This is a genomic window from Telluribacter humicola (genome assembly GCF_017355935.1).
GTDB classification, from domain to species: domain Bacteria; phylum Bacteroidota; class Bacteroidia; order Cytophagales; family Spirosomataceae; genus Telluribacter; species Telluribacter humicola.
The window spans coordinates 128,954-155,421 of the sequence record NZ_JAFIQT010000007.1 but is presented as its reverse complement, the minus strand read 5'-3'; the positions used below and the strand labels follow the sequence as shown (position 1 = coordinate 155,421).

Sequence of the window (26,468 nt, the reverse complement as noted above, 5' to 3'; positions counted from 1 at the left end):
AAAGTTTTTATCTATATCTAATAGCCATGAAAAAAGTATTTCTCCTTTCGCAGTTAGCCCTGGTTCTGGGGGTGTTCAGTTTCTTCATTATGAGTTGCCAGGAAAGCGGTGGTGAAGGTTCACCATTAGAGCCCGGTGGGTTTGGAAACAATCCACGTTCTAAAGTACCCACCGAGCTGGTAGGAGCTTACTGGCATGTAGGGACGTTCTCGATGACCAATTTTACCAAGTACGATGGCAGCTACGGTGGCAATGCCAATGAGGTAGCAACCGGGTACCGGTTTGTCAACGACAAGGGTGATGCCGAGCAGTACTTCTACTGGACCAAGAACAGCACCTACTGCCGCGATCAGATCCTGGGCTACCGCAAAGGTACCGTCGTATTCGATATCCAGAAAAAAACCTTTACTTTCTACGCTGCCAGTGGGTACTATCGTCGGTACAGTTCATGCGGAACCAGTCAGTCACCCGGCTACGGGGAGAAAAAGATCTACGGATCAGAGGATCTGTATCCCAACTACAAAGCTGAGTACAACAACTACGAAATTGTCAATGAGAACGGTAAGACCATCTGGAGAATCCGGTTCGAGGATAATTCAAAGCTGGACTACATGCGCACGGAGGAGCCTAAGTAGCCATTATAATGAGTTTGTTATAGTACCTATAAGAATTGGTGTTGAAGGTTGCAGAAAAAGGGAGGCAGGAATCTTTTCATTAAAACAATGTTGTAGTTTTATCCTGATAAAACCGACAGAAGGCAATGAATAACCTGTTTCCCATTTTTCTAAAGCTCAACAATGAGGACTTGCACACGCTCATCGTAGGAGGTGGCTACGTAGGGCTGGAAAAAATCACTGCGGTACTGGACAATGCTCCCGAGGCTACCATCACGCTGGTAGCACCCGAAATTCGGGACGAGATTCGTACAATAGCCAGTGAGAAGCCTCGTGTTACGCTGATTGAGAGAAGGTTCGAAGACTACGATCTGGACGAGAAGGACCTGGTGATAGTGGCTACCAATGATAAGGAGGAGAACAAGCGAATCAAGGCAGTGGCCCGCAGCCGTCATATCCTTGCCAACGTGGCTGATACTCCCGACTACTGCGACTTCTATTTATCATCGGTGGTAAAGAAGGGAAATCTTAAGGTAGCGATCTCTACCAATGGCATGTCGCCTACGCTGGCCAAGCGCCTGCGCGAAGTACTAACCGAGGCCCTTCCTGACGACCTGGAAACTGCCATGCAGCAACTCCGCGAAGTACGCGAACTGCTTAGGGGCGACTTTGCCTATAAGGTAGAAGAGCTAAACCGTATCACGGAAGTACTGGTTAGTAAAGGAGAAAAGGCGGCCGGAGGAGCCACCGTGGCAGCGGCGCCTCCCGCTGCTGCGGAGGAAAGCAGGAAAGGAGAAGAGTAATAATTTTCGATTGTAGAATGCAAAGTTTCGAATTTGGAAATACTCAGTGTACCTCTGTGAAATACTCTCTTTACCTCTGCGTTTACATACAATCGAAAATTCGCACTCAAAAATCGACAATTCAAACACATGCTACACGGACTGGTACTTAGTGGGGGAGAGAGCCGCCGGATGGGGCAGGACAAAGGACTTTTGATTACGGATCAGAAGCCTTGGGTAGTTCGGGCAGCTCGACTGCTGGAAAGCCTGTACCTGCCTGTAACCGTAGTGGTGCGTGAGGCTCAGTTAGAGTCTTATTCAGAGTTGATCCAACCCCCGTTCGAGCTGATCACAGACGCGGATCTTCCCGTGGGGGGGCCTCTGAAGGGAATGCTTTCGGCCCACCAGCACCACCCGGATCGGGACTGGCTGGTACTGCCCTGCGACATGCCGGATATGACGGCTGGTATCTTGTCTAATCTTATCGACTTCTATAAAGCTAATCCAGACTGTACCGCCTGGGCTTTCAGGGATGAGGCACGATGGCAGCCGCTACCGGGTATATATTCGGCACAACTCCTGGCGCATTTATTAGAGAAGCTTCAGGAGGGTGAGCTCAAACACTCTGGTCTTAAGCAGATATTAGAAGAGGGATATACCGGAGAAATGCCAGTAATGGAAGACTTTCAGTCAGCCTTTCAAAATTATAACTCACCATCTGATCTGGAAGGTAGATCAGATTGAAGGTCTTCAAAGTGTAGCTATATAATCTTCAACTAGCCTTATAAATTGCTCGGCTCTTCGTAAAATCTCCTGAGCCTTCTCTTCCTCAATTTCAATATCGAAGTCGTAATCGCCAGCTTGTCGCAAGGCAAATGCGTCGCTAATCCATTGACTTGTGTAGGTGGGGAAACGACTGTTTTTTACAAAAAGCTGATTGTACTGTATGATAGCACCTTTGTGGGTTTTGGTGTAGACACCCTCCGTAAAAAGCAATGCACAGATGGCATAGTAGAAGGTGTAGTAGCCTCGGTTTACAGCGGCTATCGTTAGACTATTTTAAGAATGATTGTGGTGTCCGATAAGCTATCTCTAGCCTTCGCCAAAGCTTGATAGGCTTCCTGCATCATAGTTATATAGAAACCCCCTCCCGGCGGACTTCCTGATAGATGGGAAGTTGAGAGTGTAGGTACTTCGCCTTGGTAACAGGCATGACCGAGAAGAAAACTCCTTCCTGTATAGCCATAGGTGTAAGTACTTCATTGATTTGGCTTATTTCCCCGGCAACAGATATCGTCTCCTCGTCAAGTACAATCAGCAAATCAACATCTGATTCGGCATGCTGGGTACCCCTTGCGTAAGAGCCAAAGAGGAGTACGTCATACAGCCGGGGACCATATACTTTTGTTAACTCCTTTCTAACTACTCCTAATATTTCAGAGGTACTCATAGCTGCCTATGTTTTTCTACGGAAGGTACAAATTCTGTACCTTATCACTCAGCATTTCGTAGTCTAAGTATAAACCACAGATATCTACACTATCCCAAACTCCTTCAACGCCCGCGGGAAGTTTTTGCCTTCGTGTCCTGAGCGGCTCAGCTTCACCAACGCGAAGCGTTGTAGCGTATTGAGCTGCAGCCATTGGTCCAGGGTCAGGGACGCGCATTCCCACTCCAGCGCTTTCTGCTGTATCTCATCGGGTACTTCACTAATTATATCCCAGGCAGCATCTACCGGAGGGAGTTGACTGGCCTCGTACCCCGTACGTTGTCTGACCAGTTCCTGAAGGTACTCCCGATAATCAGCAACTTCGACTTCGGTGTGGCAGGGGAGGTAGGCAAGCTGCTCCTTTTCTTCTACGCTCAGCTTCACCCACTCGGGTAGTTTCAGCTTGATACCACAGGTATCAAGCTTGTACCGCACGATCATGGGGATACACCGGAAGGTATCTACAAAATCGCTTTCAAACTTAAAGAAATGAGTCTCGATGGCTATTACGTTCATTGGTTCTCTTCGCTAAAATATAAAAACTATTTCTTTGTTACTCCTCCCACTTATACCTGTTACCCTATTTCCTCCACCTCGCTGCCAAGTTCTACCAGCTGCATATGCGTCTTAGGAGCATCACAAGTGGGGCAGGTGTAGCTATCCGGCAACTGCCCGAAGGAAACTCCGGCGGGTATATCATTAAGTACATCACCATAGCGCTCATCGTAGATAGTCAGGCAGTGGGAGCACTGGTGGCCGTACACGGCAGGACTGGCAGCGGGTACGACTGTATCCTCTTCATTGAATCGAACTACTTCCCGGTTCTCCATATACCGGCGGGCACTGAACTTGTGACACAGACGCTCCAGCTGGGCAGGAACATGTATTTTCAGAAGCCCTTTTTCGAAAAGGTAATAGGTACGGCTGTTAGGATTGAAATTTTCGGTGTAATAGATATCGTACACACTGAAAAGCGACAACTGGCCGATCTGGAGAAGAGGGCGCTTACGTACCAGCACCGAGCCGAAAACCTCTGACTTAGAGCGGGTCTGCACCCCAAAACACAGTCCGAAAGTGCGGGTATCGTCTTTGTCAAAATGGCGTACTACATAGTTTTTGAGCTCTGTACCTTCGCTGTTGTGGTCTTCGGTTTGCCAGGCCAGTTCATTGGCGGCGTGGCGTACATTGATGTTGTGCCGACCCAGTACCTTGCTCCATTGCGTCCGGTCCTTTTCCTCAATCCCTTTAATGATCAGTGATTTCCAGGGAGTGATGCAGATTTCACCAATGCGGGTTTTCAGACAAAGCGCGCATACATCCAGCAGGAAGGAGATGGAAAACTGTTCATTGCGTCGGTACAGGCCCAGCCAGGTGCGCTGTCCATAGCGGTTGAAACCCTCGTAGTAGGGGAGGGTAAAGTCAGGTAGCTCTACCTCACCGGTGGCAGGCTGCGTAATAAATTTGCGTTGGCTGCTTACTGCCCAGTGCAACGACTCCTCGCCCCGATGTCCCTCCGAAAGCATGGCCTCCTCAACGGAGCGGGCAAGGCGGCTAATATCATTGGTGTAGATGAGTTCGCGCCAGCGAAATACTGTATTGCTCTGCTTGGGCCGCACGTACAGGTACCAGAAGTGAGGCACGGGCGAAGCGATGAAGTTCAGGTTCCCGGTAAAGAACGGCGTGAAGCTCTGATTCGAATCGGATAGATTGATTTTCAGCTGGGGCTGGTAGTCGAAGCCATCCAGAACCGTATGGTACTCGCTTTCGCTCAGCCACTGACCCGTCCGGAATACTTCTTCGGCGCAGTAGGAGCTGATGATATTGGGGTACCGTTCGGTATTCAACTCGTAGCTGATTCCTTTCTTTTTTAGGTCCTGCTCCAGAAAACGCATGTCTTCGTAGTGCACAGTCATCAGCAGCTGCTGACGGGCACCAAAGCGAACCTTCCGGACTTTGGCTTCGTAGGCCATCGACAGGATATCGTGCAGGGTGCCCGGTGATACAATGCCGCCGGGTATATTGATCTTTACGTTATAGTAGTCGCGCATGGGTTTTCGTGCTTTAGGCAATAGGCTGTATGCTTTAGGCTTTTTTCTCCTCGGCCTGTGTCCCCACAGGCCTTAGTACCTGGCTATCAAAATAGCCCCCGGGAAGGTACTTGTCCCCAATGGTTTAAGTACCTGCTACTAATACTGGTTCGTTTAATCTTTCCAGAATACTGCGTACTTCGGGGCGGCAGGAGCCGCAGCCGGTACCGGCACCGGTTTGCTGGCATAGCTGCTTGAAATCTGTACATCCGGCCTGAATGGCCCGCTCAAGATTCCCCTGTCCAACGTTGTTGCAGGAGCAGACCAACTTCCCTTCTACCGGATCGGCTTGCTTGCCGGAGCGTAGCAGCTGGAGGCGCTTCTCCGAAAGCTCCACGCCGTTGGCAATCAGGTCGCGGAACTCCAGGAACTCGTTTTTGTCGCCTACCATGATGGCTCCTACCAGCTTGTCGCGGTAGACGATGCATTTCTTGTAGTAGCGCTGCGATTTGTCTATAAATACAATCTCCTCGTAATCAGGATCATTAGGCGGTGCTTCGGGGAGGCCGATGCTGCACAGATGCAGGCCCTCCATCTTGAGGATATTCATGGATACACTCCCCTTGTAAGGCGTAGTGATATCGCCGAGTATGTATTTGGCGGCTACTTCGGCCTGTTGTTCGGCGGCCAGCGTAATACCCCACATTTGTCCGCGCCACTGCGCTATCTCACCGGCGGCAAATATATCCGGGTCGGACGTCTGCAGGTAGTCATTTACCACCACGCCACGGTTGCATTCGAGGCCGGATTCACGCGCCAGTTCTATACTGGGTACCGTACCAATGGCTACTACCACTACCTGGCAGTCGAGGCGACGGCCAGATTTGAGCTGGATACCTTCCAGTTTGTCAGTACCGTGGAATGTCTGAACTTCATCGTTAAAGAATACCTCAATGCCCCGGTCCACCAGCTCCTGGTACAGCAGCTCACCGGCAAGAGGGTCCAACTGACGCTCCATAAAGCGACTAATCCGCTGGATAACTGTTACCTGCACATTGATCTCACGTAGCGAAGCGGCTAGCTCCAGTCCCAATAGTCCACCTCCCACAATTACCGCGTGTGGGTTGGGTTGCTGAAGGAAGGGGAGGAGTGAGTCGGCATCCAGGCGGGAACGCATGTTGAAGATACCCTCCATACGAGGTACACCCGGTGGCATGAAAGCCCGGCTGCCCGTTCCGAGCAGGAGTTTGTCGTAGTTATGTTCACGTCCCTCGGTATCGGTCACTACCTTATTTTTTCGATCGATATGGACGATGCCTACGCCTTTGTGTACCGTAATATTCGATTCGGCAAACTGCTCCTCCCGTAGCTTTACCAGTTGCTCCCACTGCTGGGCACCACTGATGTAGTCGGGGAGGAGCACCCGGTTGTAGAAGGGATAGATTTCCTTAGAGAATACATGAATCTCGTCCTCCTGATTCACCGAACGATACGCGTTGATAAATCCAAGGCCTGCCGATCCGGCTCCGATCACAATTATTTTCTCAACCGGCTTGCAATAAGGGGTTACCTGTACGGCTGAGAACTTGAAGTCTGGTTCCTTAGAACGCGGATCAACCAGCGAACTGGTCAGGTTATTAGCACGGCCCAAATTACTGTTCAGGATTTTACCCCAGTGCATCGGCAGAAAGCAGACACCCGGTCTAACGTCCTCCGTAACCTGAGCCTTTACGCGTACTTCTCCTCGGCGGCCTTTGATTTCAACCAATTGTCCATCCCTGATACTACGAGCCTGTGCATCATCAGGGTGAATTTGTAGGAAGGGCTGAGGGGTATGCTGGTTTAGCTTAGCTATGCGACCTGTTTTGGTCATGGTATGCCACTGGTCACGGATGCGGCCGGTGGTCAGTACCAGCGGGAAGTCTGCATCGGTACCTTCGGACGCATTCTCATCCGGTACAGCATGGATCTGCGCCCGTCCGTTGGGAGTATAAAATACTTTATCAGTAAACAGGCGCTTCGTTCCTACAGAAGTCTGCCCATTAATAGCGATTGGATGACTAAAGTTTCTTTTCTCCTCTCCTCCTTTCCTCCCTTCCTCCTCCTGAAAAGGCCACTGTATACTGCGGCGCTCTTTGAGTACCTCGTAGTTTACACCCGTTACGTTTATGTTAGTACCTGCGGTGAGTTGGGTATATTCTTCATATACTTCCGAGGGACTAGTGTAATTGAATGATTCGCCGAAGCCCATTTTCTGGGCGAAGCGCCAGATGATCTCTACGTCGGGAAGGGCTTCGCCGGGAGCATCCAGTACTTTGGATAGATGCGTGACACGGCGCTCGGCGTTGGTCATAGTACCTTCCTTTTCGAGCCAGGCGGCGGCCGGAAGTACCACATCGGCAAATTGTACAGTATCAGCCCGGTTGGATACGTCCTGTACCACCACAAAGCGAGCCCCTTTCAGAGCTTTCTCTACGGCGTTGGCATCGGGCATACTCACCATCGGGTTAGTATTGATGATCCAGATAGCTTTGAGTTTATCATTAGCCAGTGCTTCGAACATCTCGGTTGCGGTCAGGCCGGGCTTCGCAGCGATGTGAACGGGGGCATTCCAGTATCGCTCTACTTCGTCCCGGTGGGCGGCGTTGGTTACCTCCCGGTGGCCGGGGAGTATATTAGCCAGACCACCTACCTCACGTCCACCCATGGCATTGGGCTGTCCCGTCAGGGAGAAGGGGCCGTTGCCGGGCGTACCGATACGCCCCGTGATGAGGTGCAGGTCAATGAGCGACAGGTTTTTATTAACCCCTACGACCGACTGATTCATACCCATAGTCCAGAGGGACAGGAAGCCTTTTGAGCGTCCAATCAGGCCGGCTGCCTTTTCAATATCTTCAGCGGGAACACCACACAGGTCAGCGGCTTCGTCCACCGTACGCTTCATTACCTGCTCACGGTAGGCCGTGAAGCCATCGGTATGGTTTACTATGAATTCTTCGTTGATATAGTCCTTCTCGATCAGCAGGCGACCGATGGCATTGTTAAGCACTATGTCGGTACCGGGGCGAATGGGCAGATGCAGGTCAGAAGAGCGGGCTGTGTCGGTCCGGCGGGGATCTACGCAGATAATCTTTACGGCCGGATTGGCCGCTTTGTGCGCCTCTATACGCCGCCAGATAATGGGGTGGCACCAGGCGGGATTGGCTCCCTGCACATAGAATACATCCGCCTCCTCAATATCATCGTAGCATACCGGTACCGAGTCTTCACCCAGCGTCAGCTTATATCCTACCACCGCCGAGCTCATACAGAGCCGGGAGTTGGTGTCAATGTTATTGGAGCCTATGAATCCTTTGATGAGCTTGTTGACCAGGTAGTACTCTTCGGTAAGGCACTGGCCCGATACATAGAAAGCAACCGAATCAGGGCCATATTTCTGAATAAATGTCCGAAATACGGCGGCGGTACGCTCAAGGGCCGTATCCCAACCAACGCGCTGCAGAGGCATAGAGCGGTTGAGGCGCATCTGGGGGTACAGGAGCCGGTCTGACTGATCTGAAACAGTGTAATGCAGGTTCATACCCTTGGAGCACAACATCCCGCGGTTGGATGGATGTTCTTTATCGCCTTCTACGGTTAAGCGTCCATTTGGTTCCTGCTTTACCACCACTCCGCAGCCCACGCCACAGTAGCAACAAGTGGTTTTATGTCGAGTGGTTTTTGGATTCATAGGTAGTAAGCTTTTAGGTAGTAGCTAGTAGCTGTTAGCTAGTAGATGTATGTATTAGTCAAAAGTTAATTGGTGCTGTCCCGGTAGTACGTACTACCGGGACAGGTTTGAATGCTAAGCAGCTACGGCTACTTCTGCGTTTTCTGCTTTCTCTACTTCTACACTTTCCTTATCGAAGCGCGTCAGGGCTACGATGGCACCCACCACGGCTACGGCTACTCCGATGTACATAAAGGCCTGTGCGTAGGTAATAGCGCTCGACTTGAAGAGGAAGCCCGCCAGTACCGCGCCTACGTTACCACCGGCTCCTACAATACCACTCACCGAGCCCATAGCCTTGCGGTTGATAAAAGGCACGATGGCGTAGGTAACTCCGTTGGCCATTTTCAGGAACATGGCGAAGCCCAGCATGGCGATTACGGCATAGAGTATATTTCCTGATTGCGAGAACAGAGCGATACCTACGCCTTCCAGCGCGAGTAGCAGAGCCAGCAGGGTTCCTTTGCCCCGCATACCGTACTTGTTGCCTACTTTATCCGCCATGATACCGCCCATAGCCCGGGCAAACAGGTTCATAAAGCCGAAGGTACCTGCCAGTATACCGGCGGTAGTCAGGGTAGCTCCGAAGTTCTCAGCGAAGTATAGGGCGGCTACGTTGTCAAAGGTGATTTCGATACCAAAACAGGCGCCGTAGGCCAGGAACAGGATCCAGGTGCGGGGGTCTTTGGCGGCCATGGCCAGAGTACCTTTTGCTTTGGGAGAAGCAGCTGTATTAGTGGCCTCAATCTCGTCGAAGTTACCGGCCGGGGTATCTTTAGTATTGAAGTAGTACAGTACTGACAGCACCAGCAGGATTACCCCGGGTACTACCATGGCCAGGCGCCAGGCCGAAGAAGGTAAGTAACCCATCCCTATAAAAGCGGCAAAGATCAGCGGCATGACCATGTTCGTTACGCCACCACCCAGGTTACCCCAGCCACCGGCCACGGCATTGGCCGTACCTACAATCTTCTTGTCAAACATCACCGACGTATGGTACTGCGTAATTACGAAGGAAGCTCCGATCACTCCAATGGCCAGACGGAACAGCAGGAATGACTCGTAGCTATTAGCAAAGCCTACCATAATCACCGGAATGGACGAAACAGCCAGTAGAGCCGAGTAGGCCTTACGTGGTCCCCAGGTGTCACACAGGCGGCCAATCAGTACGCGGGCGATAACGGTAGCCGCTACCGAAGCGATGATGGTGTTACCGATCTGCTCTTTGGTAAGGCCCAGGTCATCCTTGATGATCTTCATCAGAGGGGCAATACCAAACCAGCCAAAGAAACAGAAAAAGAAGGCTACCCAGGTCAGGTGAAACGTGCGCATCTGGATACCCTTGATGCTGAATATATTGAGCTTTTCGAGCGGTTTGTTATTTATGGTAGACATGATTTTGGATCAGTTTAAGAGATTAAAAATGAAACAGGTTATGCAGTGGAGCTGCGACGGGGGGAGGCCGTCGGAAGGCTACTGCTTTGCCAAAAAATCAGGTTTAATGTTGATCATCAGATAGGCCCAGTTGGCGTTGCTGCGGGCATTGCTTACTCCTTTGACGGCCGCCAGGGTAGGCGTAGTAAAGAAGGTACAGTACCCTCCCTGCAGACCGATGGTCTTCGTGATCGTATAGTTCATGATCATATCCAGCTCGGTACCGTAGCTGCGGCTCAGTCTGTTCTGGTCGCTGCTCATGACGGCGGTTGCGCTGGCAAACTCGTGCAGATCTGTATGGATGGAAAAGCGGGGAGATACCTTGATGATGCTGCTCAGGTAGTAGTCTACCAGGCCGCCCTTGCCAAAGCCGTCAGCTACGTAGAAGTAGTCCATCTGCCCCCAGAACTTATGAGGAGTACCATACAAGGGGTCGAAGCGGCGGTTGCCGGTCGAGCCGACACCGTTGCCCGAGAGATAGTCAACTCCGGGGCCGATGGCAAAGCGCTTGTTGACGGCGTAGAGGGTACTCAGAGAGTAGGTATAAGCGCGCAGATTAGCCCCGTCCTTATCCTTTCCGCTCTGCAGATAGGCGCTTGCGGTCAGGCTGATGCTTTTGCCCAGCTTTGTATTCAAGTAAGGCCCTACCGTTACCCGGCTCCAGGTACCCTGTGCAGGTACTTTAGCACCGGTTTCATTAAGGCTATATTTATTAAAATCGTCTTTCAGTACCAGGAAGGAGGCGTTGCCGGCCTTGAACTGCTTACCGAGGTACATAAACTGCATCGACTTGTACATGGTACCGATGGCGTTGGTACCCGCCGGGTAGCCCGTAGGTACGCCATTGTAAAGGGTACCGCTTTTGAGTTCACTATTCTGGTTGAATGCTACCCCCAGGTGTGCTACAAAGCGGTTGTGATTGTATTTCAGTAGTGCGGCGTCGTGGCGGCGAGCCTGCTGGAGCCAATCGAGGTTACCGAGTAGTCGGCTGTCGTCGTATACGAGTTCCTGGCGTCCTATTTTGAGAGATAAGTCTTTGCCTGTTTTAGTAATATTAGTATCCAGCAGGCTGATTTCGGCCCAGGCTTCGTGGACCATCAGACCATTCTGGGCTGGATTAGTAATACGGTTGTTGGTAGAAGCATCCTGCCCCCACACCCGTACATCCTGAATAGCCGTGAAGAATTTGGTGCGGTAGCCCGCGTAACCAAAATTGAGGCGGGTGCGCTGCGAGGTAAAGAAGGCCGCATTCTGGCCTACCTGTAAGGGAGCCCCAAATCCATCCCGAAGCTCGGTGCGGGTACGTACCTGCCCGGTAAAGCTGAATTGAGCCGCTGATTCTCCGGCCGTCAGTAATCCGGCGAGCAGAAATCCTATGGAAAATATCTTGTAAACTCTTAGCATGAAAATGAAAAGGTAAAAGTGGTAGCAGGGACAGACGAGCGGCCACGTCTGAACGGTAATAAGGTGCTGTACATGTTCCGGTTACAGAAACCGGCCTGAGAGTTCGGAGCGTACTATGGAAGGAGAGCAGGTACCTGGTTCCGAGAGGCTGAAGTCAATCTGGGGCAGTAGGCAGAATAAGTACTACCTAAGCCGGAGCCTGAGATTTGTTTTACCTGAGTTTTTTCATTTTCTTTGAATCGTTTGTGTTTAACATAGACAACCCTGTAAGGCCGATCCATAAGGTGCCCCCACACCGGATCGGCTTTTTTTGTTAGTGACTAGGCTATAGACAGGCTCTGCAGATACTCCGTTACATACGACGGATGCAGGGCTACTACTTCGCCAATCACGATTATGCCTGGTCCGGGCGCCCCCACGCCCTTGTCCATAACCAGGCGCGGCATTTCCCAGGCCTGTCCTACTATACACCGCTCATCGAGGCGGGTACCGTTCTGTATGACAGCCATCGGCATGTGTCCCCGGCCAAACTGCGTGTACATAGCGCATATCTCATTCAGCTTATTCATACCCATCAGTACTACTACGGTAGCTCTTGACTGAGCCGCCAGCTGCAAGTCTTCCGACATTTCTCCGCTCCGGGTAGTGCCCGTAATTACCCAGAAGCTCTCGCTCACGCCCCGGCGCGTTACGGCTATACCCTGCGAGGCCGGTACCGCTATACAGCTGGATATACCGGGTACTACTTTACACTCTATACCATAGCGTTTGGCGTAGTCAATTTCCTCGTGCCCTCTGCCAAACACAAAAGGATCGCCCCCTTTCAGACGTACAACGTGTCCCCGTTTTGTGGCCAGGCGTACTATAAGAGTATTGATCTCATCCTGGGTGAACGAAGCATTTCCAACGCTCTTGCCTACATATATTTTCATCGACTGCTCGGGTGCATACTCCAGTAGTGCCGCATTAGCTAATTCATCATATAAGACTACATCGGCCTGCTCTAGCGCTTTGATGCCTTTCAGGGTGATCAGTTCGGCGTCGCCTGGTCCCGCACCCACTAGTGTTAGCATTGGCTTCATCTCTTCTTTATATTATATAGTGAATATTAGAATTGTACTACGGTTAGTATTTTGTTGCTATCCCGAATAGTTGGTTCAAAATTAGGGATGTAATTTTAAAAAACAATAGAATTTCCAAAAAATAGGTTTAAAAAATGATCATTTTAGAAATAAAATATTAGGAATTGTAAAAAACACCATTTAGTTTTGATTGATGATTACGGGGAGGGTAATCATAGTTGTATTGAAAAAGTGCAACAAAAGAACAGGGTTATTCAACTTTAATAGTTATTAGTAACTATGAGCGCAAACACAAACAAACGGATTGTCGTAGTAGGCAACGGGATGGTAGGCTACAAATTCTGTGAAAAGCTACTAGCCAAGGCTAAAAATGATCAGGGATTTGAGCTGACGGTTTTTGGTGAGGAGCCTCGTGCTGCCTATGATCGTGTACATCTGAGCGAATACATAGCAGGGAAGACTGCTGATGAGCTGCAGATGGCGCCAACAGGCTGGTATACCGAAAACGGTATCAGGCTGTACCTTTCAGACCCGGTAGTTGAGATCGACCGCCAGCGTAAGGAGGTCCGCTCGCATCATGGACTTATAGTACCTTATGACTATTTGGTACTGGCTACCGGCTCGGGGGCCTTTGTACCCGCCATCAACGGGGTGGAGAAAGAAGGCGTATTTGTGTACCGTACTATAGAAGACCTGGATCTGATTCAGTCACATGCCCGGAAAGCACGCCGTGGTGCTGTGCTGGGTGGTGGACTACTAGGTCTGGAGGCCGCTAAGGCCCTGCTGGATCTGGGTCTGGAAGAGGCTCATGTCGTAGAGTTTGCCCCCAGGCTGATGCCCCGGCAGATCGATGAAGCCGGTTCGGGTATCCTGCAGCGCCAGCTCGAATCACTGGGCCTCAACATACATCTTTCCAAAATTACTCAACAGATCGTGGGTGGCGATGCCATCGAAGGTATGCAGTTTGCCGATGGTACTGTACTGGATGTCGATATGCTGGTAATATCGGCGGGTATCCGTCCACGTGATGAAGTGGCTAAGGCGGCCGGCCTGGAAACCCACCCGCGCGGAGGTATAGTGGTCGATAACTTCATGCAAACCTCCGATCCGGCCATTTTTGCCATTGGAGAGTGTGCTCTGGCGCATCAGATGATTTACGGCCTGATAGCGCCGGGCTACGAAATGGCCGATGTAGTAGCGGCTCGCCTGACGGGCGAAGAGAAGGAGTTTAAGCCCTACGATATGTCAACGAAGCTGAAACTGATCGGTGTAGATGTAGCCAGCTTTGGTGATCCGTTTGTGGAAGAGCCTGCCTGCCGTACTATTACCTATGAGAACAAAGCCAAAGGTATATATAAGCGTATCAATGTAACACCCGATGGCAAGGAGCTACTGGGAGGTGTACTGGTAGGGGATGCGGAGCAGTATAACATGCTGCTGCAAACCTGTAAGAACAAAACTGTACTCCCGCCCGATCCCGAAGACCTGATCCTGGGTTCACGCGGAGGAGAAGAGGCCGGTGCCGGTGTAATGTCACTGCCCGACGATGCCCTGATCTGCTCGTGCGAGGCGTTGACCAAGGGCATGATCTGCCACGAAATCACCGAGAACAATCATACGACCATAGATAGCCTGAAAAAAGCTACAAAGGCTTGTACCGGCTGTGGTGGGTGTGCTCCGCTGGTCAAGGACTTGATACAGGGTACCATGAAGCAGCAGGGGCTGTACATACGCAACATCATCTGTGAGCACTTTGATTACACCCGTCAGGAGCTGCTGGATATGGTGAAGATGAACGGCTACCGGACCTTCAATGAAGTCGTGGAAGGCCTGGGTAAAGATGATGGTTGCGAAACCTGTAAACCACTGGTGGCCTCTATCCTGGCCAGCCTCTGGAACGAAAACGTACTGGAAAAGGGCCGTGCAACCATCCAGGACTCCAACGACCGCTACCTGGCCAATATCCAGAAGGGAGGTACCTACTCGGTAGTACCCCGTATACCCGGTGGAGAAATTACCCCTGACAAACTGATCGTAATAGGTGAAGTAGCCAAAAGATACGGTCTCTATACCAAGATCACCGGCGGACAGCGGATAGACCTGTTCGGTGCACACGTGAGCGACCTGCCCAGGATCTGGGAAGAGCTTATCGCGGCTGGATTCGAGAGTGGGCACGCCTATGGTAAGGCGCTGCGTACCGTCAAGAGTTGCGTAGGCTCTACCTGGTGCCGCTTTGGTGTGCAGGATTCAGTCTCGTTCGCCATTGAGGTAGAAGAGCGTTACAAGGGTCTTCGTGCTCCCCATAAATTGAAATCGGCGGTCTCAGGATGTATTCGCGAGTGTGCCGAAGCGCAGAGCAAGGACTTTGGTATCATCGCTACCGAGAAAGGCTGGAACCTGTACGTGTGCGGTAACGGTGGCTCCAAGCCCCAGCACGCCCAACTGCTGGCAACCGATGTGGATAAGGAAACCTGTATCCGCTACATAGACCGCTTCCTGATGTTCTACATCAAAACCGCCGATCCGCTGACCCGTACCGCTACCTGGCTCAATAAGATAGAAGGTGGGATGAGCTACCTCAAAGCGGTAGTCGTAGACGATGTACTCGGAATAGGCGAGGAGCTCGAGCAGGAAATGCAGACTCTGGTTAACAACTTCAAGTGCGAGTGGAAAGAGGTAGTAGATAACCCGGAACTGCGGAAGCGTTTCAACCACTTTGTCAATGCCCCCGAAGCGAAGGACCCAACTGTCGAGTTCGACTCACTGCGCGATCAGAAGCGTGCCAAGGAGTGGGTGTAACTTAATGAAGAATGTAGAATGAATAATGAAAAGTGGAGAGGGAACACTAAGTAGAGCTACTACCTAACTGCTAAAACCTAACAAGTTTATTCATATGGAACTGATAGCTGATAAAAAAGATAGAATTACCTGGCACTTGGCCTGCCACCAAAGCGATGTACCCGAAGAGGGAGGAGCCTGTGCCCTTATAGAAGGCAAGCAGATTGCCATCTTCCACTTTACCCGCCGGGGCGAGTGGTACGCCACTGATAACGAATGCCCGCACCGCCAGCAGATGGCGCTGTCGCGGGGCATGATCGGGAGCCAGCAGGGGGAGCCCAAGGTAGCCTGTCCTTTTCATAAAAAAACATTCTCCCTGAAAGATGGCTCATGCCTGAGCGGGGAAGAGTATAAGATCAAGACCTATCCCATACTGGTAAAGGACGGGCTGGTGTACATAGGAATATAGGACTAATGGATCAACTGGATCGTCAGGTTGCCCGCCGGCTTACCCGCTTTTACGTAGTAGCGCTACTGATGGTAGCGCTACTGACCGTAGGCGGACTGCTACTGGTGAGGCGCACGCTGGAAGATCTTAATGACGACGGTAGAGTTGTCAACGTAGCGGGGCGGCAGCGCATGCTGAGTCAGCAACTGACCAAGCTGTCACTGCTACATACGCAACAAATGACCCATGCCGACAGGGCTGATTTTGATTCGGTACTCCATACGTGGCATCAGAATCATGAGCAGTTGCGGAATGGGCTGCTGCGGATGGAAAAGACGTACATCGTGCGTAAAAGCGACCGGCTGGATAGCATGTTCGTTCAGCTCGAGCCTGTGTTTCAGTCCATTTATAATGGATTCAGACGTATAAATAATCCACAGGTACCTGCTCAGGACCGGGCAGAGGCGTTACGGGTGGTGCTGGCGCAGGAGCCAGCCTTCTTGCACCAGATGGATCAGATCGTATTTCAGTTCGATGCTGAAAGTCTTGCCCGGGTCATATACCTCGAGCGCATGGAGTGGCTACTGGGGCTGGGGACACTGCTGATTCTGCTGGTAGAAGGGATTTTCATATTCAGGCCGGTGGTAAAGTACACCCAGAAGGTGATCCAGATGCTTACCCGCTCAGAGGAGGATCTGCGGCAGACCAATGAACGGCTGGCGGCTACCAATCGTGAGCTGGTAGCCACTCAGGAGGAACTCCTGCGAATGACCGAAGAGAAGTACCAGCTGCAGGCAGCCAGGGAAAAGATCAGGTCGGCAGCCTTACTGGAAGGCCAGGAAGAGGAGCGAAGGCGCTTTGCGCGTGAGCTGCACGACGGCATAGGGCAGATGCTAACCGGAGTAAAATTACACGCTGAGAAGCTGAAACAGGTGCCTTTTCCGGAAGAAAAACAGCGCAAGCGATTCGAAGACCTGCGCGAGCTGATTCAGGAGACCATCCAGACCACCCGGCAGGTGTCGTTTAACCTGATGCCATCGGTACTGAGTGACTTCGGGCTGGAGGCCGGGTTGCAACTGCTCTCCGATCAGGTGGCGCGCTCGTCGGGCCTTGAGATCTATTTTGAAGGTTCAGGGGAAGATAAACGACTCCCCCCTGCTGCCGAAATCGGTTTGTACCGGATCGTACAGGAAGCTCTGCATAATGCGGTAAAGCATGCCAGAGCCAAGGTGATAGAAGTAAAGCTCAAACGATACAAGGGAAAAATTACGCTTAGCATTGAAGACGATGGAAAAGGCTTCAATCCGAGAGAAATAGGAAAGAATGGAAAGGAAGGTCAGATAGGAAGTGGCATTGAAAATATGCGCACAAGGGCCAGTTTATTAGGAGGTGAGATGAAGCTCAGCTCCAGACCAGGGAAAGGAACAAAGATCTTAGTTATAATATAGTAGTACACTCCATCTCAACAGGTATGCCAATTAAAGTATTAATCGCTGACGACCACTCCGTAGTGAGGAAAGGAATCTTGAATTTGCTGGAAGATGAGTCCGACATTGAAATAGTTGGAGAAGCTTCGGATGGTGACGAAGCCATTGACCTGATTCCGGTTACACATCCTGATGTGCTTTTGCTGGATATAACGATGCCCCGTATGTCGGGTATCGAAGTAGCCCGCGAAGCGTCACGGCTGTATCCGGAGGTAAGGATACTGGTGTTTAGTATGCACAACAATCCAGATTACATACTCAATGCCGTACAGAGCGGAGCCGCCGGGTACCTGCTCAAAGATACTGATCAGGAGGAGATACTGAAGGCGGTACGTGCCGTGGCGGCTGGTGAACTGTACTACCCACCGAATGCATCTTCGGTCATTATCCGGAATCTGGTAGTACCCAAAAATGCTTACCGGCAGACCGAAACGGGTATAGGTACCAGCACCGCATCCATCTGGAACAAGATTACGCCCCGTGAGTACCAGATCCTGCAGTGCCTGACCGAAGGGATGAGTAGCAAGGAAATAGCCGAGCGTTTTGATGTAAGTCCGCATACTGTAGCCAACCAGCGTGCCAGTATTATCCGGAAAGCCCGCGTCAAGAACACCGCTGAGCTGGTAAGTATCGCTTTACGGGAGCAGGCGTAGGCAGATACAAGATTCCTATAAAGCAAAACCCCATGCGGATGATACGAACAGATCATCCGCATGGGGTTTTACCGCAGGTAGCTGTACCTGCTCCTGATGGTGAAGTGGCCTAGAACTTCACTATTCTTTTTCGGGTCGTTACCTCGCCCAGTATTACTTCTACTATATAGGTACCCGAAGGGAGCAACCGGATATCCATCGGATATTCCGCAGACTCGGCATCCTTCCGGAACTTTCGCTGGATCATAGCTACACCAGCCAGGTTGTAGAGGGTTACCTGTACATCGCCCCGTAGCCCGTTCTTCATTGTCAGGGACATCAATCCATCGCTGGGGTTAGGGCTTACTTCAACCGTTTTGCCAAACAGGTTATCAGGCGTAGGTTCGTTACCCAGTACCGGCTGATTGGTCCGTACGTACAGCGTTACCGCCGCACTATCCACGCAGACATCCGCTCCGCCTCCTTTTACGTAGTAGGTGGTGGTCTGGGTTGGCCGGACCGTTACCTGAGGTCCAATGGTTGTATTTAGGTTGTTGGCTGGTGCCCAGTTATAGATACTGGCTCCGCGAGCCTGCAAAGTGACGGTTTCTCCGGGATTTACAAACTGCGCAGATGCTGCTACCTGCACCGAAGGTTTCATACCTACCCGGGCTGTAATATCATGCGCTATGTTTAGACCCGTACGGCGCAGGAACAAGTCCCACTCACCCTCTGCCGACTGCTCCCATGATGTACCGCGTATCGACTCTCCGTTGCGCGTAGTAATGACTGCCACAGAGTCACCATCGTAGTCAAATTGTACCCCTACATGATAGCCAAGCCCGAACAAAGGTACCGGACGGTCAAAGCCTATTTCAGTAGGACGATTATTGGCTACATCTTCTAAAATCTGACGTAGTGGTACCTCTTTCTCTTCCAGTACAGCTCCCGGACCTCCCTGGAAGCCCCGGGCATTCCATACAACTACTGTGACGGTCTCTTCGGTATCGGCTCCATCTTTAGCGAAGGCTCGTCCAAATCGTATCGAGGCACTGGTCATGGTGGTATAGCCAAGCTGGTTATCAAACTTTTCGGAAATAGCTCTGACCAGGCGTCCGTTATGTCCCGATACGTATCCTATGTTGGTAGTATCACGTATGAGGGTAGGAGTACCGGAGAAGTTCGTCAGTTCAGCACAGAGACCTACATTCAGTACCTCTATATAGTTTTCTCTGATCAGACTGTCGACACCCAGGGAGTTACGTACTACCAGTTTCACCCGGAAACGCCCCGGCTGGTTGTAGGTAACGATAGGGTTCTGGACATTGGTAGTAACGGGAGTACCTCCCTCAAATGTCCACTCCCAACTGGTAGGGAAGTTGATTGAAAGGTCATAGAACTGCACCTGTCCGCCCAGTAGGATTTGCTGGGTCTCGGCCCGGAAGTTGGCACGTGGCGGACCGGCTACCAGGTCACCACAAAGATTTGAGCGGGTCAGGGTATTACGCCGGGGGCTCATCTCCATGACGGCCCGCATCCTCCGTTTCTGATCCTGTGTAAATATATTCATACAGGCATCGTCAGAATAATCCATGTAGTTCTGGACCATATTGACGTTACCGCAACTTACCCGGCCTACGGGACATCCCCGGCTTTCGCTGGCCTGGGGAGGGGTATCATCTACAAAGTCGTTGCCGCAGTTAGCATCTCCCCAGATATGGCGAAGGCCCAGCCAGTGGCCGGTTTCGTGGGTGAGTGTGCGTCCCTGATTATAGGGGGCAGGCATATTACCAAAGTTGCCTTTCAATGTATTTCCAAATGACTGGTAGCGTACTACAACCCCGTCGGTATTGCGTGGGCTGGAATTGGGAATACCCGATAGCCCCGACTGACTGGGGAATTGAGCGTAACCCACCAGTGACTCCGAGGGAGCAAAATCAACTACCCAGATATTAAAGTATCGGTCCGGGTCCCAGATGGATGTTGGCTTCAGGATATTCTCAATATCATCACGGGTCCAGTTGGCCCGCGCACCGTTGATCCGGTTGATACCCCGTTCGGTCATGACCCGGCCCTGCTGATCAAGGCGGGACAGACAGAAATCAATTTCGATATCCGCTCCGCGGGGATCAGTATTGAAGCCGGGGGTACCGGGTATGCGCCGGAAGTCTTCGTTGAGTGTCTCAATCTGCGCCTGTACCCGGGCCGTGCTCAGGTTACGACCCTGTCCTACGGCTTCGCCATTATGAACAATATGTACGATGATAGGAATAGTAAGTACTTCGTCAGTCACTCGCCCTAGTTTTTCAAGCTCTTTACGCTCAGCGATCTTATGCTGCAGGACGCGCTCAAAGTCTTGCATAGAGCCCATTTGAGGATATTTAGTCCTGAGCAGACTATCCATCTGCATGGTAGCACAGTGATCATCATGCTGGTGATTACCCTGTTGGGCTACGGCCGCCTGAACTGATACAAGTAAAGTAAAAAAGTAGGTAAGGTATGCGTAAAAACGATTCATGGACCTTCGGATAGAGTATAGTACTTACATATTCGGATTGGCTGGCTGTTCTATTTGGTTGCGGAAGTAAACATGAAGCGATAGCTCGCATCCAGTTCACCCAGATAGATTTCCAGGGTCATATTGGTATTAGTCAACGTTTTGACAATAAAGGGTAGCCGGGCATTTCCAACAAGGACCGGAAATACAAACTCCAGGGTAGCGTTGGCATTGGTAAACGTCCACTGGTCAGTAAGTAGTACATCCGGCTCATTGGACGAGCATTTGGTCGGGCCATTGACATACTCATATCTGCGTTCGCTGTTCGCATAGAAAATGTACTGGTCATCAGCTTCACAGGTATTGTTAAACAGGTTTCGGGCCGGAATGACATTAGACTCTTCTCCTTCGTCGATGATCTGGAAAGAAGTAAGCGTCCAGGCCTTTTTATCCGTACCAGTTAGCAACTGTGTATAAGTTAGAGGCTTCGGTTCTATACTTTCCGAACAGCCGGCCAGCCATAGCACCAGGAAGAGAGCAGCTACTGATTTTAATTTATATATATTCATGGTAGCAATAGAGTTTTTACATTCAGATATTAGCCTAAGTTAGCCTGCTTCTTATCGGGGCGTAAAGGTGAATGGTACCGTAATAACAGTATCCTTGGTCTGGCTGTAAGGGAGCTTTAGCCGCAGATTCAGCAAGATAGCTTTGGTCTGAGGGTTCCAGACACCATTACCGCTCAAGGTATCGTATGGGCTAGGTAGTTCGGCGTTAACCTGAATAGGTATCGTCAGAGTGTTGTCGCCATTGTCAACAATGGTCAGCGTTGGCTTCACGGCATTCAGGCCAAAAAGTGCATCCGCCAGGTCTATATTCCAGTTGGTAATCAGGTACTCGCGGCAGTTCTGGCCCAGCCCCATAATTTCGATATTGGGAACAGTTAGGCTGGTGCCCCCGCGCGATCCGGTATAAAACCCACTGAATAAGCAGTCGTCCTGGATGGTCAGGCGTAGCTGCCGCCCGATGTTGTTATTCTGACCGAACCCTACCTGTAGCTGGTCGTTACTTACGCCCGTCAGAGTGAATAGGATGTCCTGTGAGCCTAATATATTGTTAGCGTTATTGATCAACCTGACGGTTATCGTTCCAAAGGACTCATTGGCTGGTATAGTAACCGTTCCTTTGGTGCCCTCGATGACATAGTCGCGCCCCTCGCGGGCGTCGCCACTTATGGTGTAGTTGACGGTAGTGGCCTGATTAACGGGCTTTCCTACTATATGTACCTTTAGCTGAATAGGCTGCCCGACGCTTTCCTTATAGGTGAGTGTTGTATCGGTAAATCGTACGTGAGCAGGACCCTCAAAAAGGATGCGCTGCTCTTCACAGGAGGCCAGGGCAATCATTCCTCCGAGGAAACACAGTATGAGTATTTGCTTGATATTCTTCATTATCAATCTATATCAGAATGTTAATTTAATAGCCCGGGTTCTGGGAACCTGTCAGGGCCTTATTACGCTGTATTTCGCTCTGTGGAATAGGCCATAGCTGAAACTTGGTGTTCCAGTTAGGCGAAAATGCCGACATTACTGCATCCAGACGTCCTGTACGCTTCAGGTCATACCAGCGGTGCCCCTCAAAAGCCAGCTCGTATATCCGCTCATTCTCGATAACAGTCAGAGCCTGATTCTGGGAAGTAAGTGTAACAGTAGGAGCTTTGGCGCGGGTACGAAGTACATTAATGTCAGCCTGTGCCCCGTTACTACCGGTCAATCGACCCAGACGAGCGCGGGCCTCGGCCCGGATCAGGTACATCTCGGCCAGTCTGAATATGTGAATATTGTTATTGGCATCGTCTGGCGATCCGTATTTCATAACCGTCCAGCCGTTATCTCTGCCACGCTGCTGGGTAGAGTTGAAGCTGATGGTCTGCTGGCGCTCCCCGGCGGCATTGGAGATAAAGTCCAGAATAACTTTATTGGAAGGGATCACCTCGCGGCGACCAACCAGAATGTTATTCAGGCCATAGGTAGAAGTTCCGGGATCATCGCTGGAGTTATTGGCATACGCTACTTCCAGGATGGTTTCATCATCATACTCCGCAAAGATAACGTCTGCAAAGGCAGCCGGAAGGCTCTGAAGATTGCTGCTGATTACTTCAGTGGCAAACTGCTCCGCTTTGGTCCAGTCCTGCTGGTAGAGGTAGTACCGGGCCAGAGCGGCACGTACGGCATTCTTAGTAGCAAATGTTTTGTTGGTAACCCGATCGCCGTAGGCCACAGGTATGTCCGTAAGAGCGGCCTGGTAGTCGGTTAGTATCGCCTGTAGTATTTCTTCCCGGCTGGCGCGGGGGATGTTACGATTAGTAGCAATATCGGTAGTGGTTACCTGAGGGATTCCTCCAAAGGTATAGACTCCCAAAAAGTAAGCAAAGCCCCGCAGGAACCGCGCTTCGGCCAATATCTGCTTACGGGTAGCTTCGGAAACACCCGGCACAGAGCCAATACGCTCCTCGATGAAGTTGGCCATATATACTGTATTGTATATAGCCCCCCAGAAAGCCTCTGCGGCCGCGTTGGCTGCGGTGATCTGCTTATTGCCTAGTTCGTTATAAACAGTAAATGTACCATTATGCTGGATAAAGTCAGCCGTAAAGGCGCCGGCTATGACCATGGGAGCACCCAGGCCCCGGAAGGCATTGTACATGCCCAGGCGTACGGGCTGGACATCTGAGGCCTCATTGAGCACCAGTTCATCTACCAGCAGATCTACGGGCTCTGGTTGCAGCACCTCCCGGCACGAAGTAGCCAATAGCAGAAGGGCCGCTACTAAAGGTAGCCCCTTTCTGGCTCGGGTAGCTATACTATATATGGTATGCTTTGAAAGGATAGTCATGTATATGATGATTAACTGTTTGTCAGAACGTAATAGTAGCACCCAGTAGCATAGTCTTGACCTGTGGCAGCGTAAAGTAATCTATACCCTGAGCGGAAGTGGACCCATCCAGTGTACTTACCTCCGGATCGGCGCCTGAATACCGGGTGACCGTTAGCAGGTTGGTACCAGATACAAACACCCGTACGGTATTCAGTTTTGCCCGACTTACCCATCGCTGAGGAACAGTGTAGCCAAACGACAGATTCTTGAGGCGCAGGTACGAACCATCTTCCAGGAAGCGACTGCTGTGGAAGTTGTTATAGGTATTTCCGAGCTCATAGCGGGGTACATCCGTAACATCGCCTTCCTGCCGCCAGCGCCGCAGAGCTGTTACGCTTTGATTATTTTCGATGTCAGCCCCGGTATTGACCAGCGTCACGTTGGTAAAGTTCAGCGTCTTGTTGCCGTACATAAACTGGAAGAAAATGCTCAGGTCAAAGCCTTTCCAGCTCACGCGGTTGGTCAGACCACCAAAAAGCTTCGGTTGAGCGGTACCGATCACCTGACCATCCTCGGGCGTGATACGCCCATCACCATTTACATCTTCATAAATAGCATCGCCAGTGGCAGGATCAACTCCCAAAAACTCAAGCCCCCAGAAGGTACCCAGAGGTTGCCCCTGTAGAATGGCGTTGGTAGCTCCCACTCCGTTAGCCTCATAGCCACGGAACAGGGTGTCCTGGTTGGCCAGCGACACTACTTCATTAATATTCTTAGTGATGTTCAGATCAGTAGTCCAGCGTACATCCCGATCTACATTGACGGTCGAAGCCGTAAATTCAAACCCTTTGTTAGAGATTTTGCCAATATTACCCTGTATACTTCCGAATCCGGTAGTTAGAGGAATAGGCTCCGCAAAGAGCAGGTTATCGGTCAGGTTGCTGTATACATCGGCGATCAGTGACAGGCGTCCGTTAAAAAACGATGCATCAAAGCCTATGTTAGCTTCGCGCGTGCGCTCCCACTGCAGGTTAGGATTACTTAGGTTAGAAGGGGCTACCCCGGTGGCACCGTTGTACGCTACACTAGCCCAGGTGCCCAGAAAAGCAAAGCTACCGATGCGCTCGTTACCGGTAAAGCCAAAGCTACCGCGTAATTTCATGTCAGTGATAAAGTCCAGTGACTGCATGAATGGCTCCTGCGAAATGCGCCATCCGGCTGATAAGGAAGGGAAGAATCCAAAGCGACGGTTCTGACCAAATCTCGATGAACCATCGTAGCGGGCGGTAAAACCTAGCAGGTACCTGTCATCAAAGTCATACTTTACTTCACCAAAGAAAGAAACCAGGCCATTCTGTCCGAAACCAGAGCTACCGGCATCCACAATACCCGCCGAGCTTATATACGTGAAGTCATCGCTGGGAAATATGCGGCCCTGTACGGATGAAGATCTTCCCTGAGTATGGATTATTTCATTACCAAGAAGAGTGTTAAAATGGTGCTTATTATTCAGGGTGAGGTAGTAGGTAAAGACATTGGAGTTGATAAGGGTGTACGAGGTACCGGTAGCGTATACACCATAGCCCTGACCACCAACACCTTCCAGAAAACCTCCAATGGCAGTACTCGATGGCTCGTACTGGTCTTCCTCGCTGTTATTATAGTCCATGCTGAACTTGGTACGGAAGCGCAGGTTACGGATAATCTCATAGTCGGCATTGACACCGGCCAATAGCTTAAGACCATAGGTACGGAAGCGGGGCAACAGAGCCTGGCCTACCGGGTTGAAGTTAGGGAAGCCCGGATAGTTGGCGCTACCGGGACCATATAGTTCGCCCTGCTCATTATAAGGTGAGTAGTAGGGGAGGCTTTTGACCGCACCTGAGTATACTCCATCCAGGAAGTTGTCACCCTTTACCCGGTCGTTCTGAGCCATAGTGATATTCACGTTAGCCCCCACACTTAGCTTATTACTGGCTTTGTGGTCCAGGTTTAGTACGCCGCTGTAGCGGGTAAATCGGTTATTGAGTTGTACTCCCTCTTCGTCGCGTACATTACCACTCAGGTAAAAGCGGGTACGGTCGTTACCTCCGGATGCTGATAGCTGGTATTGCTGAAGTACCCCCTGACGCAGAATGGCGTCAATCCAGTCGGTATTGACAGCATCGGTTACGCCAGGTATGAGCCCTAACTTGTCAGGGTCCTGGTCGGCGTTAGTGATAGCATCACGCTGAAGTTCGAGTAGTTGTGTGGCGTTGAGTACCTGGGGGCGACGTACTATGTCCGTAATACCACGCTGTACATCGGCCGTGATGGTAGTACGGTTGTTGCGGCCACGCTTGGTGGTAATAATCACTACCCCGTTGGCACCACGTGAGCCATAGATGGCCTTAGCGGAAGCGTCCTTTAGTACTTCAATGGATTCGATGTCATTGGGGTTGAAAGCAGCCAGTGCGTTATCATTCTGTCCCCCGAAATCACGTCCGGATATGGCACCATCATATACCGGTACGCCATCTACTATAAACAGAGGGCGGTTAGAAGCCGATATGGATGTATTACCCCGAATGCGCACAGAGATACCACCACCGGGGGTACCCGACGACTGAGAGATCTGGACGCCGGCAGCCTGCCCCTGTAGGGCCTGATCTATACCGGTTACGGGTATATCTCTGAACTTTTCACTCTTAACCGAAACAATGGAACCTATTACATCCTTACGTTGCGTCTGGCTGTAACCGGTTACGACTACCTGGTTGAGCTCGGTAGCACTCTCGGTCATGGCTACGTTGACAACGGAGCGGTTGGAACCAACAGTTATTTCCTGTGGAGCAAGTCCAATGAATGAGTAGATGAGTGTAACAGTACCTGAGGGAACGCTAATGCTATAGTTCCCCTCCGCATCGGTACTTACACCCGTAGTACTTCCCTGCAGTACTACGTTCACTCCCGGTAAGGCTGAATTGTCGCTTGCTGAGGTTACTGTTCCTGTTATGACCCGTTGTTGAGCCAGCGCACTGTGCCATATTGCCAATAGGAATATACACAGTCCAATTAAACGACTGAATTTCTTCATTGGAGATAGATTGTAGAAGTATTTTCTAGTATTGGTTGGTTATGTAGGTGAATAGTAATAAAAGTAAATAGT

At 50.9% G+C, this 26,468-nt stretch carries 20 protein-coding genes; 7 read left to right on the top strand and 13 right to left on the bottom strand.

The annotated features are described in order from the left end of the window. Window positions 1-26: 26 nt before the first annotated feature. The 3 genes from JUB14_RS23225 (at window position 27) to mobA (ending at window position 2,140) form a co-directional block, all read left to right on the top strand. Entirely contained in the window at window positions 27-635 is a 609-nt protein-coding gene (locus tag JUB14_RS23225) for a hypothetical protein (RefSeq protein WP_207509247.1), read from the top strand. A gap of 125 nt (window positions 636-760) precedes the next feature. After that, the gene (locus JUB14_RS23220; RefSeq protein ID WP_207509246.1) at window positions 761-1,417 is read left to right on the top strand and encodes a precorrin-2 dehydrogenase/sirohydrochlorin ferrochelatase family protein; all 657 of its coding nucleotides are present in this window, start codon (window positions 761-763) and stop codon (window positions 1,415-1,417) included. A gap of 129 nt (window positions 1,418-1,546) precedes the next feature. Next, window positions 1,547-2,140: a molybdenum cofactor guanylyltransferase gene (mobA, locus tag JUB14_RS23215; RefSeq protein ID WP_207509245.1), complete on the top strand. Its 594-nt coding sequence runs from the start codon at window positions 1,547-1,549 to the stop codon at window positions 2,138-2,140. A gap of 6 nt (window positions 2,141-2,146) precedes the next feature. On the opposite strand, the gene JUB14_RS28190 is transcribed toward mobA, so the two are convergent. The 8 genes from JUB14_RS28190 to cobA all read right to left on the bottom strand — a co-directional run bounded on the left by JUB14_RS28190 (window position 2,147) and on the right by cobA (window position 12,601). Then, a complete protein-coding gene (locus tag JUB14_RS28190) occupies window positions 2,147-2,443 on the bottom strand; it encodes a HEPN domain-containing protein (RefSeq protein ID WP_207509394.1) in 297 nt (98 codons plus the stop codon). Window positions 2,444-2,528: 85 nt separating this feature from the next. Continuing rightward, window positions 2,529-2,846 carry a nucleotidyltransferase family protein gene (locus JUB14_RS23205; protein WP_207509244.1) on the bottom strand — a complete coding sequence of 106 codons (318 nt, stop codon included), beginning with the start codon at window positions 2,844-2,846 and terminating at the stop codon, window positions 2,529-2,531. Between the two features lie 84 nt (window positions 2,847-2,930). Continuing rightward, complete coding sequence (locus JUB14_RS23200) at window positions 2,931-3,401, bottom strand: nitrate reductase associated protein (protein ID WP_207509243.1); 471 nt, start codon at window positions 3,399-3,401, stop codon at window positions 2,931-2,933. Window positions 3,402-3,460: 59 nt separating this feature from the next. Beyond that, window positions 3,461-4,933 (bottom strand): rubredoxin, encoded by a 1,473-nt coding sequence (locus JUB14_RS23195; RefSeq protein WP_207509242.1) that lies wholly within the window; start codon window positions 4,931-4,933, stop codon window positions 3,461-3,463. A 124-nt stretch (window positions 4,934-5,057) separates the two neighbouring features. Continuing rightward, a complete protein-coding gene (locus tag JUB14_RS23190) occupies window positions 5,058-8,642 on the bottom strand; it encodes a nitrate reductase (protein WP_207509241.1) in 3,585 nt (1,194 codons plus the stop codon). A gap of 114 nt (window positions 8,643-8,756) precedes the next feature. Next, complete coding sequence (locus JUB14_RS23185; RefSeq protein ID WP_207509240.1) at window positions 8,757-10,076, bottom strand: NarK family nitrate/nitrite MFS transporter; 1,320 nt, start codon at window positions 10,074-10,076, stop codon at window positions 8,757-8,759. 78 nt (window positions 10,077-10,154) lie between these two features. Next, entirely contained in the window at window positions 10,155-11,519 is a 1,365-nt protein-coding gene (locus JUB14_RS23180; protein WP_207509239.1) for an alginate export family protein, read from the bottom strand. Window positions 11,520-11,839: 320 nt separating this feature from the next. Next, a complete protein-coding gene (gene cobA / locus JUB14_RS23175) occupies window positions 11,840-12,601 on the bottom strand; it encodes a uroporphyrinogen-III C-methyltransferase (RefSeq protein WP_207509238.1) in 762 nt (253 codons plus the stop codon). 279 nt (window positions 12,602-12,880) lie between these two features. Here cobA and nirB point away from each other — a divergent pair, with 279 nt between their 5' ends. The 4 genes from nirB (at window position 12,881) to JUB14_RS23155 (ending at window position 17,967) form a co-directional block, all read left to right on the top strand. After that, window positions 12,881-15,400 carry a nitrite reductase large subunit NirB gene (gene nirB, locus JUB14_RS23170; RefSeq protein ID WP_207509237.1) on the top strand — a complete coding sequence of 840 codons (2,520 nt, stop codon included), beginning with the start codon at window positions 12,881-12,883 and terminating at the stop codon, window positions 15,398-15,400. A gap of 94 nt (window positions 15,401-15,494) precedes the next feature. Then, on the top strand, window positions 15,495-15,848 hold the full coding sequence (gene nirD, locus JUB14_RS23165; protein WP_207509236.1) for a nitrite reductase small subunit NirD: 354 nt from the start codon (window positions 15,495-15,497) through the stop codon (window positions 15,846-15,848). A gap of 5 nt (window positions 15,849-15,853) precedes the next feature. Beyond that, a complete protein-coding gene (locus tag JUB14_RS23160; RefSeq protein ID WP_207509235.1) occupies window positions 15,854-17,275 on the top strand; it encodes an ATP-binding protein in 1,422 nt (473 codons plus the stop codon). A gap of 23 nt (window positions 17,276-17,298) precedes the next feature. Continuing rightward, a complete protein-coding gene (locus tag JUB14_RS23155) occupies window positions 17,299-17,967 on the top strand; it encodes a response regulator transcription factor (RefSeq protein ID WP_207509234.1) in 669 nt (222 codons plus the stop codon). Window positions 17,968-18,076: 109 nt separating this feature from the next. Here JUB14_RS23155 and JUB14_RS23150 read toward each other — a convergent pair whose 3' ends face one another. Genes JUB14_RS23150 through JUB14_RS23130 form a run of 5 tightly spaced genes read right to left on the bottom strand, consistent with a single transcriptional unit; the run spans window position 18,077 to window position 26,396 of the window. Then, window positions 18,077-20,464, bottom strand: a complete 2,388-nt coding sequence (locus JUB14_RS23150; RefSeq protein WP_207509233.1) for a M43 family zinc metalloprotease — start codon at window positions 20,462-20,464, stop codon at window positions 18,077-18,079. 50 nt (window positions 20,465-20,514) lie between these two features. Next, a complete protein-coding gene (locus tag JUB14_RS23145; protein WP_207509232.1) occupies window positions 20,515-21,012 on the bottom strand; it encodes a hypothetical protein in 498 nt (165 codons plus the stop codon). Between the two features lie 51 nt (window positions 21,013-21,063). After that, window positions 21,064-21,894: a Calx-beta domain-containing protein gene (locus tag JUB14_RS23140; RefSeq protein ID WP_207509231.1), complete on the bottom strand. Its 831-nt coding sequence runs from the start codon at window positions 21,892-21,894 to the stop codon at window positions 21,064-21,066. Between the two features lie 25 nt (window positions 21,895-21,919). Beyond that, a complete protein-coding gene (locus JUB14_RS23135; RefSeq protein ID WP_207509230.1) occupies window positions 21,920-23,338 on the bottom strand; it encodes a RagB/SusD family nutrient uptake outer membrane protein in 1,419 nt (472 codons plus the stop codon). A 22-nt stretch (window positions 23,339-23,360) separates the two neighbouring features. Beyond that, window positions 23,361-26,396, bottom strand: a complete 3,036-nt coding sequence (locus JUB14_RS23130) for a SusC/RagA family TonB-linked outer membrane protein (RefSeq protein WP_207509229.1) — start codon at window positions 26,394-26,396, stop codon at window positions 23,361-23,363. Window positions 26,397-26,468: the final 72 nt, after the last annotated feature.

Bases quoted from the DNA above. Each gene is read 5' to 3' on its own strand.
- nirD (WP_207509236.1), top strand. From the start codon at position 15,495: ATGGAACTGATAGCTGATAAAAAAGATAGAATTACCTGGCACTTGGCC.
- JUB14_RS23140 (WP_207509231.1), bottom strand. From the start codon at position 21,894: ATGAAGAATATCAAGCAAATACTCATACTGTGTTTCCTCGGAGGAATG.
- JUB14_RS23135 (WP_207509230.1), bottom strand. From the start codon at position 23,338: ATGACTATCCTTTCAAAGCATACCATATATAGTATAGCTACCCGAGCC.
- cobA (WP_207509238.1), bottom strand. From the start codon at position 12,601: ATGAAGCCAATGCTAACACTAGTGGGTGCGGGACCAGGCGACGCCGAA.
- mobA (WP_207509245.1), top strand. From the start codon at position 1,547: ATGCTACACGGACTGGTACTTAGTGGGGGAGAGAGCCGCCGGATGGGG.
- JUB14_RS23220 (WP_207509246.1), top strand. From the start codon at position 761: ATGAATAACCTGTTTCCCATTTTTCTAAAGCTCAACAATGAGGACTTG.
- JUB14_RS23190 (WP_207509241.1), bottom strand. From the start codon at position 8,642: ATGAATCCAAAAACCACTCGACATAAAACCACTTGTTGCTACTGTGGC.
- JUB14_RS23180 (WP_207509239.1), bottom strand. From the start codon at position 11,519: ATGCTAAGAGTTTACAAGATATTTTCCATAGGATTTCTGCTCGCCGGA.
- JUB14_RS23160 (WP_207509235.1), top strand. From the start codon at position 15,854: ATGGATCAACTGGATCGTCAGGTTGCCCGCCGGCTTACCCGCTTTTAC.
- JUB14_RS23130 (WP_207509229.1), bottom strand. From the start codon at position 26,396: ATGAAGAAATTCAGTCGTTTAATTGGACTGTGTATATTCCTATTGGCA.
- JUB14_RS23225 (WP_207509247.1), top strand. From the start codon at position 27: ATGAAAAAAGTATTTCTCCTTTCGCAGTTAGCCCTGGTTCTGGGGGTG.
- nirB (WP_207509237.1), top strand. From the start codon at position 12,881: ATGAGCGCAAACACAAACAAACGGATTGTCGTAGTAGGCAACGGGATG.
- JUB14_RS23185 (WP_207509240.1), bottom strand. From the start codon at position 10,076: ATGTCTACCATAAATAACAAACCGCTCGAAAAGCTCAATATATTCAGC.
- JUB14_RS23200 (WP_207509243.1), bottom strand. From the start codon at position 3,401: ATGAACGTAATAGCCATCGAGACTCATTTCTTTAAGTTTGAAAGCGAT.
- JUB14_RS23155 (WP_207509234.1), top strand. From the start codon at position 17,299: ATGCCAATTAAAGTATTAATCGCTGACGACCACTCCGTAGTGAGGAAA.
- JUB14_RS23195 (WP_207509242.1), bottom strand. From the start codon at position 4,933: ATGCGCGACTACTATAACGTAAAGATCAATATACCCGGCGGCATTGTA.
- JUB14_RS23150 (WP_207509233.1), bottom strand. From the start codon at position 20,464: ATGAATCGTTTTTACGCATACCTTACCTACTTTTTTACTTTACTTGTA.
- JUB14_RS23205 (WP_207509244.1), bottom strand. From the start codon at position 2,846: ATGAGTACCTCTGAAATATTAGGAGTAGTTAGAAAGGAGTTAACAAAA.
- JUB14_RS23145 (WP_207509232.1), bottom strand. From the start codon at position 21,012: ATGAATATATATAAATTAAAATCAGTAGCTGCTCTCTTCCTGGTGCTA.